The organism is Candidatus Paceibacterota bacterium (genome assembly GCA_035452965.1).
Taxonomy (GTDB): domain Bacteria; phylum Verrucomicrobiota; class Verrucomicrobiia; order Limisphaerales; family UBA8199; genus UBA8199.
Map to the genome: position 1 here is coordinate 236,333 of DAOTCE010000002.1, position 10,706 is coordinate 247,038.

Below are 10,706 nucleotides of genomic sequence, written 5' to 3' on the forward strand. Positions count from 1 at the left end.
CGGCCGCCTAACGGCCTTTGATTCCCCGCTGGAGTCTGTAGCTTAACGCGTTGCGGAGGCGCCGCTTGTGTCCCATCTTCTTCCGCTGCCGTTCGCGGGCTTTGACCATGTGCTTCAGGCATTTCCAGCTCCGGATGGCGGGTTCGCCGCAGATGATGCATCGATTCTCACGCTTCATCCGCAACTGATACCGCCACTGCCTTGAGATCGGCAGCTCGGTAAACTCGTCTTTAATGCGCTTTCCCATTTAGTGTCAGAGGATGGCCACAACCTGCCCGCCCCGTCAATCAAACGGTGGCCGTGGGCTTGCTTCGGGCCAGGCAAATCAACGATAGCACAATCCCCCGCGCCGCGCCAAAAGTTCCCGCCAGCGCCCTGGCGGCCTAGTCGCGCCAGGTGCGAACGAGGTTCCGAACCGCCTCCTGTCCGGCAACGGCCTTCTGGAACATGCCCTGGTTCCAGTTGTAAACGCAAATGAACCGGCAATCGCGAAAGGCCAGCGTGGACCGAAAATGGTCTTCCCACTCCGCGGAATTCGCGCCGCCCCACCACCATTCCGCGGCGGCCCAGCGCCGGCGTCCCGCCGCCTTCAGCTCGGCCTCCAGCGGCACGGCCTCGCGCGGCCCGCCGTGGTAGAAACTCCAGCCCGGCGACGACCAGCGATTGAAGGCCGGCCAAAACGGCAGGTGCTTCTCCCATGGGTCATAGGTGCCGCCCTGGTGGGTGAAGATGGCGTCGCGCGGGAGGCCAAGTTTGCGCGCCAGTCGGCACAGTTGCTCCAGGTAGAGCTGGGTAACCCTGCCAATGTCCTCGCGCGTGATCTCGCCGCGGTCCTTGAGGCCGGCAGTTTTGACGGCGGCATACCCCAATTGACAGACACCGCAACTCAGGCCCTTTGCCGGCGACAGCAGGTTGGTCGGATCGTGGGACCAGTCATGAGGCCATTGCTCCAGGTAGCGATTGCCGTCGGGATAATAGTAGGCGTTGTAACCGATGCCAGCCTCGGAACCAAGTTTGACGCCGCCAAAGAGATGCCGGCGCGAGGCCGGCAGGCGGCGCTGCCACTCGACAATAACCGGCACCAGCGCGCGCACACCCTCCAGGTGGGCCGCTATGACCGCCGGGCTGGCAATATTCGGCGCCGGGACCACCCGGAGCTGGCTGCCCCAGTTGCGCCAGCCCACTTTGACGGCTTGGGTTGGGCTCCAACCCGTCCATTCGACATTGTAGACATTGCTCGGATTGTAGCCGGCGCCTGTTGGGTCCCACCAATTCCACAAGTCCGGCCGGTGCTGCCACCAATTCTGTCCATCCAGCGCGACAAGCACGGGGACGCCGGAGTCCTCACTGGCAGCCAGGAGGCGGCGAAGGCTTTGTACCAGGGTATCGGTGGGCGTCTCCAGCGTGCTGAAAATGAAGGCGACCCCGATGCGCAGCCGGGGGTTGTCGGGCGCCTGGAGAGTGTGAACGACCTCGTCGAACACAGCACGGGTGAACGTCCCGGGACGATTCTGGTTCCAAGGGGCGCCGGGAGCGATGTTGAAGAAGAGATAACGCGGCGGTTCCTCGGCCAGCAACGGCGCCAAACCGGAAAGCACAAGGCCCAGGTAACCGGCCAGGAGTGCAACACGCAAGCTATCTATCGGGCGTCGCGTCATCGTGCGAAAGGGCCGTTATTTAGCGTCTGCGCGACAGAAAGCAAGCCCGGAGGCTGCGTGCGAGTGGTACGCTTTTAGCTTGTTCAGCGCGCAATGGCGAAGACGTTTGTCGTGATTAATGACCCGGTTCACAGGCTGATCCGGAGCATCACCCGTCAGACCCCCCTGCGGCCGGTGACGTCGCCGGACCACCGCTTGCTGCTGCAGTACCAGTTCCAGCAACAAGACCTGCCGGATGCCTATTACACCCTGGCGCTGTTCCACACCCTGGGCGGCTTATCCCTAAGTTGTTTGCGCCGGGCAAGATGGCGGGTGAGGGAAAGCGACAAACCCGGCATCCCCGAGCGCGTTAACTTCTTCGATGCGGTCCGGTTGGACCGGCGCTGCGCGCGTGACCTGCGCCTGAAGATCAAGCGGCATGGCCCGGGCCTGCTGGCCGGGGAACTGTTGTGCTTCGGCACGGGCGTATTGCGCGCCTGCAATGATGATCCCACCGAGCAGGTTTATCGTTATCTTTGGTGCAATTACGGGCGTTTCCACCCCCGGCGCGAAATTGTCCACGCCCGGATCCGGGCGCTGCATTGGAGCTCACTGCCGCTGATCCACCAGAAGCAGAAGGAATCCTTCGACTCCACCAATGTCATCTATGGCGACGCCTTTGGTGAATTGGAGCAGCTCTGGGAGCGGCGAGCCGACACGGCTTTCCTGGAACAAGTCACGCAGTTGCTTCAGCGAATGCGCACGCAGGCCGAGATTGCGGCATTCCTGCACCCTCCCTTGAACCTGGGAGCCGTGATGAAACTGCACCTGCGATGCCAGGCGCTTTGGAAAGGCCCGCCGGCCAGTGCCCGCGCCTTGCTGCGCCGCATCGAGTGCATTCTTGGAAATTCCACCGTGGACAGCCTGCCCACCACTGTCTTTCGCTGGCGGAAGGACGAGCCGGAAGCCGCGCCGCGGTTTGGGGCCCGCCGCAACCGGGATTGGAGCACCGACCAGTCGGGCTACGATGGCTGGCTCGCGGGCGGCAGCTATCCCGCGGAAGGACAAGACTGAGGGGGCGTTCCAAAGACGCTTACCGGGCCCGCCGGGCGATCACTCTCTCACGCCGCGTTGTGATGCGTCAGGCCGGCTCTTTGAGCAGAGCGATGAACTTCTTGACGGCCGGAGACAACACCTTGCTCTTCTTGTAAAGGATGCCCAGGGGCCGGGAATAGGCGCCATTCTCGAGGTCCACAGCCATCAGAGTTCCCGTGGCCACCTCCTCGCTGATCGTCTCCTGCGGCACGATGGCAATCCCGGAATCAATCTCGACCGCGCGCTTGACGGTTTCGATGTTGTCGAACTGCATCACCTGCTCGACGGTCACATGATGCCGCTTGAAGATTTTGTCCAGCGCCCGGCGCGTGGGGATGTCTCGTTCGAAGTTGATGAACTTCTGCCCGTCCAAAGTCTTGACCTTAACGGACTTCCGCTGGGCAAAAGGATGTTGCGGGTGGCAGATGAGAACCAGCGTGTCTTTGCGGATGGGAACGATCTCCAACCGGGCATCGCGGGCGGGGAACGCCACCAACCCCAGGTCCACCACGTTACCCAGCACATTCTCGTAAACCTGATCATCCCGGCGATACTCCACATGCACGTTGACGCTCGGATAGCTCTTCAAAAAGCGCTTTACGTAAGGCGGCAGCACGTGCAGGCCAACGCTGTAGATGGTCGCCACGCGGATATTGCCGGAAACGACGTCTTTAATCTCCTGCAGCTTGCTATGGAGCGAATCACAGGTCTGTAGAATCCGCTTGCTGTAATCGTAAAACACGTCCCCTTCAGGAGTGAGGCGGAAGTTCTTCTTGCTGCGCTCGATCAGCAGTGCGCTGAACCGCCGCTCCAATGCGCTGATGGTCTGGCTGACGGCCGATTGGGTGACGGCGTTGATCTGCGCGGCCTTGGTGAAGCTCTTGGTCTCGGCCAAATCGCAGAAAACCTTCAGGCTTTCGATTTGCATAGTTCTACTAAATACGATAATCCCTTATCAGTCAATATGAACAACAGCATGAATCGTCGTCGGTTCCTCGGCGCCGCCACGATCACCGGCGCAGGGCTCGCCCTCAGCTTCTCCCCACACGCTCGGGCGCAGAGCGCCGACAGCAAACCCGCCCTGCTGGGAGGCAAGCCCGTTCGCTCCCGACCTCCGCGCGAATGGCCCATCATCGACGGGCGCGAGGACAACGCCATGCTGGAGACCGTCCGCAGCGGCAAGTGGTTCCGGGGCAACGGCAAGAATGTCGCCCGGTTCGAAGCCGCCTACGCCAGGGCCACCGGCGCAAAGAACTGTCTCCTGACCAACAGCGGGACCAGCGCCCTGTTCACCTCCCTGGCCGCCGTGGGCGTTTCTGCCGGCGACGAGGTAATTGTCGCGCCCTACACGTTCATCGCCACGGTGAATGTGGTCCTGCTGCACCACGCCCTGCCAGTGTTCGTGGATACCGACCCCGAAACGATGCAGATTGACGCCCGCCAGATCGAAGCCGCGATTACCGATCGCACCACGGCGATCATTCCGGTGCACCTGGGCGGCTCCGCTGCCGACCTGGATACCGTCCTCGCGGTGGCCAAAAAGCGCAAGCTGCCCGTGATCGAAGACGCCTGCCAATCGCACCTGGGCCAATGGCGCGGCCGCTGCCTCGGCACCTGGGGCGACACCGGCTGCTTCAGCTTCCAGGCCAGCAAGAACCTCAATTGCGGCGACGGCGGCGCCATCATCACCAACAGCGACGAATGGGCCGACAAGTGCTATTCCTTCCATAACCAGTGCCGCCCCCGCCGGACTTCCAGCCACGACACCGTCTATACGAGCAGCCGTGGAGCGAACTTGCGCATGACTGAGTTCCAGGCCGCCATCCTGCTCTCCCAGATGACCCGCCTCGAGGAACAGATGAAGATCCGCGAGAAGAACGCCGCTTACCTGCGCGGTCTGGTCCAGGAAATCCCCGGCATTGTCCCCGCCAAAACGTACGACGGCTGCACGCGGCACGCCTATCACCTGTTCATGTACCGCTACCAGAAAGAGCACTTCGCCGGGATGCCGCGCAATCGTTTCCTGGAGGCGCTCAAAGCCGAGGGCGTGGACTGCAACCCCGGCTACGGCCGGCTGAACAAGGAGGCGTTCATCAAGCAGAGCCTCGCTTCGCGTTCATGGCAGCGGCTGTTCCCGGCGGAGACGCTGGCGAATTGGGAGCAGCGCACCGAATGCCCCGCCAATGACAAGCTCTCCGAAGAAGCCGCCTGGTTCACCCAAACAACCCTGCTTGGCTCGCGCAGCGATATGGACCAGACGGCCGAAGCCATCCGCAAGATCCAGAAGCACGCCGGGGACCTGGCAAAGGCCTAACGTTCCGGGCGGGCAGCCTTCATCGCTGCCGGATCCGCCGCAGCCGGGAGGTCGCGGCCGGTGCAGCTTTGCCAGTGCGCCCGTACCTTGTTGCGGAGATCGTCCAGGAACGAGTAAGTCACCGGCGTGACCACCAGGGTCAACAGCAGACAGAGCGCTTGCCCGCCGATGACGACCACGGCCACCGCGCGGCGTTCCTCGGCCCCCGGTCCGGTGCCCAGCGCCAGCGGTAACATGCCGGCAATCAATGTCATCGTCGTCATTAGAATCGGGCGGAGTCGTTCCCGGTTGCCTTGCAGGATCGCCGCGGCGCGCTCCAACCCGGCGGCGCGGAGCTTGTTCATATGATCTATCTGCAGAATGGCATTCTTCTTCACAACGCCGAAGAGCACCAGCAACCCCAGCGCCGAGTACAGGTTAATCCTCTGGTTGGCCGCCAGCAGTGAAACAAACGCGAAGGGCACCGACAACGGCAGCGAGAGCAGAATTGTGAACGGATGCACGAGACTCTCAAACTGTGAGGCGAGAATGATATACATCAGAACCACCGACAGGGCGAACGCAAACAGGAACTCCCGGAAAGTGGTTTCCAGCTCGCGGGCACGTCCTGAGACGCGTGTCGAATAGCCGGTGGGCAGGCCCATCTTGGCCACCTCGTTGCGCAGCGCGGCGATGCGGTCCGCCTGGGCATAACCGGGCGCCACCGCCGCCCGCAGGCTGACCTGCCGTTGGCGGTCCAACCGGTCAATGCGCGAAGCGGCCTGTGTCGAGACCAGTTTCACCACGTTATCCAGTCGGACCAGGCCCCCACCCTGGCGGGGCACAAACAACCGCCGAATTGGCTCCGCTTCGTTGCGGTCTCCCGGCTTCAGCCGCACCTGCACGTCGTAATCCTCGTTCATCGAATCATCGCGGAAGCGTGTGACGCGCTCATCGCCGCCCACCATCACGCGAAGCGCATCGGCAATATCCGTCGTGCTCACACCCAGATTCGCGGCGCGGTCGCGGTCAATCTCGACGCGCAGCTCGGGCTTGTCGAGTTTCAAAGTAGTGTCGGCATCCAGCAATCCCAGCGCCGGCGCGTTGGTGCGCAATCGCTCAGCGTAGGCGTGCAGCAGTTCGAGATCCGGACCGAGCAAGGCGAAATCAATGTCGAAATTGGGGCCGCCGCCAACGAACGTCTGCGGATTGCGGACCGCCACCCGGATGTCCGGCAGCTTCCGCAGGCACCGGCGAATCTCCTGCTGGACATCGCTTTGGGAGAAGTTGCCACGGAACGCCTTCCAGGGGGGCCAGCTCAACAGCCGGCCCCAGCGGAAGGTGCGTTCTGCGTGGGGAACAAGCTGCACGAAAAAGTTGGCACCATTGACCCCGCCCAGGAAACCGCTCCCGGCGGTGGCGAGCACCAGGCGCACACCGGGGATCGAGCGCAACTCCTCCTCAACCTGCAAAGTCACGTGGTTCATCGCCGCGAGGCTCGTCCCCTCAGGCGCGGTGACCCGGACGTCGAATTCGCCCTCGTCCACGTTGCTCGGCAGATACTCCTGCCGCACCACCTGGTAAAGCGGCACGGAAGAGGCGATGACCAGCGCTGCCAGCCCGGCGATCACCAGCCGATGCGCCATTGCCCACCGCAGGACCTTCATGTATCCGCCGTCAATCCGGCGGTAGAATCCACCGCGTGAGCGCGGCTCCGCTCCTCCGGATTTGGGTTCCCGCCCGTTCCCAACGCGCAGCAGCCGGGCGCTCATCATGGGTGTCAGGGTGAAGGAAACCAGCAAGCTCACCAGCACTGCCACCGCCGCGGTGAAGCCGAATTGGTAGAGAAAGCGCCCTGAGATGCTGGACATAAACGACACCGGCACGAATATCACCACCAGACTGAAGGTGGTGGCCATGACGGCCAGCCCGATCTCCGCTGTGGCGGCTCGTGCCGCCTCGAACGGCCGCATCTTCTTTTCCTCCACGAACCGGAAGATGTTCTCCAGCACCACAATCGCATCGTCAATCACAATGCCCACCATGAGCACCAGGGCGAGCATGGTCACGCTGTTCAACGTGAAATCCAGCGCCTTCATCATGCCGAATGCGGAAATCACCGAGGTCGGGATCGCCACCGCGGCAATCAGCATCGCGCGCCAGTTGCGCATGAAGAGCAGCACCACCAGGCAGGCCAGGATGCTCCCCAGGACCAGGTGCCGCTGGATTTCGTGCAGCGCTTCGTAGATGTAGCGCGACTGATCGCGCGTTACCTCGAGCCGCACGTCGCTGGGAAGCTGCGGCGCCAGCTCGCGCAGCTTTTCCTTAATCCCATCAATCACAGCCACCGTGTTGGCGCCGGACTGCCGCAGCACGTTGAGCGCCACCGTAGGCGCGCCGTTGAGCCTTGAAATGGACCGTTGTTCCTTGGTCCCGTCCTCGGCCCAACCGACGTCCCGCACGCGGATCGGCGAGCCATTGCGCGTTGTAATCACCAGGTCATTGAACGCGCGCGCGTCCGGCAGCCGTCCCATGGTCCGCAAGGTCTCCTCGCGCAGGCTGCCGGTGACGTTGCCGCCCGGAATGTTCGCATTCTGCCGCGCCACCGCGTCGCGCACCGCGGTGATGGGCAGCTGGTAGGCGGCCAGGCGGTCCGCGTCCACCCAGATGCTAATCGCCCGCGCCAGCTCGCCGACCAACTCCACCTGCCCCACCCCCGCCGAGCGTTCAATTTGCTTCTTGACCAGCTTGTCCGCAATCTCCGACAGCTCGCGCTGCGAGCGGTTGGCCGAGAGGGCGATCGTCAGGATCGGAGCCTGGTCCGTGTCCGACTTTGCGATCGTCGGAGGGTCGGTGTCCCGCGGCAAATCCCGCACGACTGTCGCCACCCGGTCGCGCACATCCTGCGCCGCCGCGTCTATGTCTCTCTTCAAATCAAACGTTACGACGCAAAACGCGCTCCCCGCGCCATTGACCGAACGCAACTCCTCGATGCCCTCGATGGTATTCAGCACCTCCTCGATCGGCTGGGCAACCTGAGACTCCACTTCCGCCGGCGCCGCGCCGGGCAGCCGCGTATACACTCGCACCGTCGGCAAGTCCACCGACGGGAAGCGGTCCACATCCAGGTTCAAGTACCCCGCCACTCCCACCACCACCAGGCTCAGCACGATCATCGTGGCGAAAACCGGGCGGCGAATGCAAATTTCGGCCAGCTTCTGCATCGGTCAGTTGGCGGGAGAATCCGTTCCCTTCCTGGCCGACTGCAAATCCGGACGCACCTGCTCCCCATTGTTGATCGTCACCCGATCGCCCGTTCGCAGGCTGCCTGGACGCAATACCACAAGCTCCCCGGTCGTGACTCCGGACACCAACTCCACCCATTCGGCACCGCGGCGGCCGGTTGCCACGACCTTCTCCGTCGCCATTCCGTCCTGCACCGCCACCACCTTCTCGAGCCCGGCGAATGTGATAATGGCGTCGGCAGGCACGGTGAGTGCTTTCTCGTCCTCGGTAACGATGATCTGCGCCCGTGCAAACAGGCCGGGCCGCAAGGAACCTTGTTTCGGCACGTCCGCCTCCACCCTCAGCGTCCGCGTCTGCTCGTCCAGCGCCGGGCTTAATCGTGCAATTCTGCCAGAGTAGACGTTTGTATCCCCCTCGATGGACAGGTGCACCGCCTGGCCGGTGCGTGCGAGGACGCACTCGCGTTCGGGCACGTCCAGCCGCAGGCGCAGCGGGTCCGTCTTGACCAACTGCACAATCGGCGCGCCTACTGCCACATACTCCCCGACGCTCGCCAGACGGGCTTGCACCGCGCCGTCAAAGGGGGCCCGCACCGAAGCATCGGCCAGCCGCTTGCGGGCCAGCTCCAATTCGGCTCGCCGCTGGGCGACCGTTGCCATCCGCCCCCGCGCCTCCTCCAGCGCCGTGTCGTAGCGCGATTGCGCCACCGTATAGGCCGCCTCAACCGTATCCACTTCCGCCTGGGACGCAATGCCGGAACCCGACAGGCTCTTGACCCGCTCCCGGTTCTTGCCCGCTTCCTCCAGCACGGCCTTAGCCTGCTTGACCGACGCCACTTGTTCCAACGCGATGCGATCATCATCACCCTCCAACGGAAGTCCCAGCGCGGCCCGCGCCTGCGCGAGCGCGGCTGCCGCCTGTTGCAGCCCCAAGTCATAATCACGGGGTTCGACCTGCGCCACCAACTCGCCCTCGCGAAGCATGCTGCCGATATCCACATTCAGCCGCTCCAAACGCCCAGCCACCTTGGCGCTGAGGGTGGACTGATCCTGCGCTGCCAGCGAACCGGTGGCTTGGATTGTCCGCGGGACCGCCCGCACTTGCGCGCGCGCGACCTCCACCGGACGTTCTACCACGCCCGTTTTGATCGAGCTCTTCGACCGGTCAGCCTGCCCGCAAGAAACGAGCAGGATGACGCCCAGCCCAGCCATCGCCCAGAGCCCACAAGGAACGACTCTCATATAATCATACTAGCCCGATAATCCACTGATTGGCGAATCAAAACCAACCCCACCGCTGCCGAGGCGGCACAATTGTCGGCGCACTTTGCACTGCCAATCGAATTTGCTTTCCCCGCGCCGGACCCTATATTGCCGTCGCAACCGGCCAGGAACAGCGGGCCGGGCGGTAATCTATGTTGGTGCATGTGTTAAAGTCGAAAATCCATCGCGCGCAGGTGACTGCGGGCGACGTGGATTATGAAGGTAGCCTGGGCATCGCCCGGGATCTCATGGACAAAGTGGGTTTGCTGCCGCACGAGAGGATCCTCTGCAGCAACATGGCCAACGGCGAGCGGTTCGAGACTTACGCCATTCCCGCCAAACGCGGCTCCGGGGAGATCATCCTCAACGGCGCCACAGCCCGCTTGGGCAAACCGGGCGACCGGCTGACAATTATGAGTTTCACCGAGGTGGAGGAGGCGAAGGCCAAGTCCTGGAAGCCACGGGTGATCGTCCTGGGCGAGAAGAACCGCGTGGCCAACGAACGCGGTCTCTGAGCCAGCCCGATCAGAGCCGTTGCCGCCTGCAGCGGGCAGCTACGATGAGGGCGCCGAGCCCCAGGAGGAAGGCGGAAGCAGGCTCCGGCACACGGTCGTCGTAACGGAAATTCGGGGCCAGGTAAGCCGCCCCGCCAGTGCCAGCCATTTCCAAGGGAAAACTCAAACCTGCGGGAACGGTGCTCTTGGCGGCTGCGCCCAAACGAAGGTAAGCCCCCATGAAGTTGGTGCCGCCCGCTCCGCCACCGCAGATCTCGACACTAAGCTCGTCCAGGGACCAGGCGCCTATATGATAGGTCTGGTTGGGGTCAAGGGGTACGGGATTGATGGATACATAACTGCTCTCGTTCGTGAGGGCACTGCTGCGCTTGATCAAACTGGAAGCGAGCAAAACGCCGCCTGTGTTCCACAATCCTACTTGGATTTCGTTAACGAAGGGGGAGGCGAAAAGGTAGCTGAAGCAACCCAGATCCGTGACAGCTACAAAGCTGGTCGGTTGAAACGTCCAACCGACAGTGGTGGTAACAAGCTCGGATACAGGAGGAGTATTCTCATGTCCTATGATGGCCTCGAACGTCCCTTGGGCGCTGACCGTCCAAACTCCCGCAAGCACCGCGATTGAAAGCAAGAATCTCATATGCCCTCTCTCAGGTTCACT

9 protein-coding genes are annotated in these 10,706 nt (G+C 62.9%); 3 read left to right on the forward strand and 6 right to left on the reverse strand.

Translation table 11 applies throughout. From position 1 onward, the window contains the following. Window positions 1-7: 7 nt before the first annotated feature. Together P5205_02955 and P5205_02960 are read right to left on the reverse strand one after the other, a co-directional pair. A complete protein-coding gene (locus P5205_02955) occupies window positions 8-247 on the reverse strand; it encodes a hypothetical protein (protein HSA09307.1) in 240 nt (79 codons plus the stop codon). A gap of 136 nt (window positions 248-383) precedes the next feature. Further along, complete coding sequence (locus P5205_02960; GenBank protein HSA09308.1) at window positions 384-1,634, reverse strand: hypothetical protein; 1,251 nt, start codon at window positions 1,632-1,634, stop codon at window positions 384-386. 117 nt (window positions 1,635-1,751) lie between these two features. On the opposite strand from P5205_02960, the gene P5205_02965 reads away from it, so the two are divergent. Next, the gene (locus tag P5205_02965; GenBank protein HSA09309.1) at window positions 1,752-2,711 is read left to right on the forward strand and encodes a hypothetical protein; all 960 of its coding nucleotides are present in this window, start codon (window positions 1,752-1,754) and stop codon (window positions 2,709-2,711) included. 67 nt (window positions 2,712-2,778) lie between these two features. Here P5205_02965 and P5205_02970 read toward each other — a convergent pair whose 3' ends face one another. Beyond that, window positions 2,779-3,660, reverse strand: a complete 882-nt coding sequence (locus P5205_02970) for a LysR family transcriptional regulator (GenBank protein ID HSA09310.1) — start codon at window positions 3,658-3,660, stop codon at window positions 2,779-2,781. Window positions 3,661-3,708: 48 nt separating this feature from the next. Here P5205_02970 and P5205_02975 point away from each other — a divergent pair, with 48 nt between their 5' ends. Then, on the forward strand, window positions 3,709-5,046 hold the full coding sequence (locus tag P5205_02975) for a DegT/DnrJ/EryC1/StrS family aminotransferase (GenBank protein HSA09311.1): 1,338 nt from the start codon (window positions 3,709-3,711) through the stop codon (window positions 5,044-5,046). Here the strand turns inward: P5205_02975 and P5205_02980 are convergent. Both P5205_02980 and P5205_02985 read right to left on the reverse strand, forming a co-directional pair. Further along, on the reverse strand, window positions 5,043-8,249 hold the full coding sequence (locus P5205_02980; GenBank protein ID HSA09312.1) for an efflux RND transporter permease subunit: 3,207 nt from the start codon (window positions 8,247-8,249) through the stop codon (window positions 5,043-5,045). The two genes, P5205_02975 and P5205_02980, sit on opposite strands and share 4 nt — an antisense overlap. Before the next feature lie 3 nt (window positions 8,250-8,252). Then, complete coding sequence (locus tag P5205_02985) at window positions 8,253-9,512, reverse strand: efflux RND transporter periplasmic adaptor subunit (protein ID HSA09313.1); 1,260 nt, start codon at window positions 9,510-9,512, stop codon at window positions 8,253-8,255. Between the two features lie 173 nt (window positions 9,513-9,685). Between P5205_02985 and P5205_02990 the strand changes: the two genes are divergently transcribed. After that, a complete protein-coding gene (locus P5205_02990; protein HSA09314.1) occupies window positions 9,686-10,048 on the forward strand; it encodes an aspartate 1-decarboxylase in 363 nt (120 codons plus the stop codon). 10 nt (window positions 10,049-10,058) lie between these two features. On the opposite strand, the gene P5205_02995 is transcribed toward P5205_02990, so the two are convergent. After that, entirely contained in the window at window positions 10,059-10,685 is a 627-nt protein-coding gene (locus P5205_02995) for a PEP-CTERM sorting domain-containing protein (protein ID HSA09315.1), read from the reverse strand. Between the last annotated feature and the right edge of the window lie 21 nt (window positions 10,686-10,706).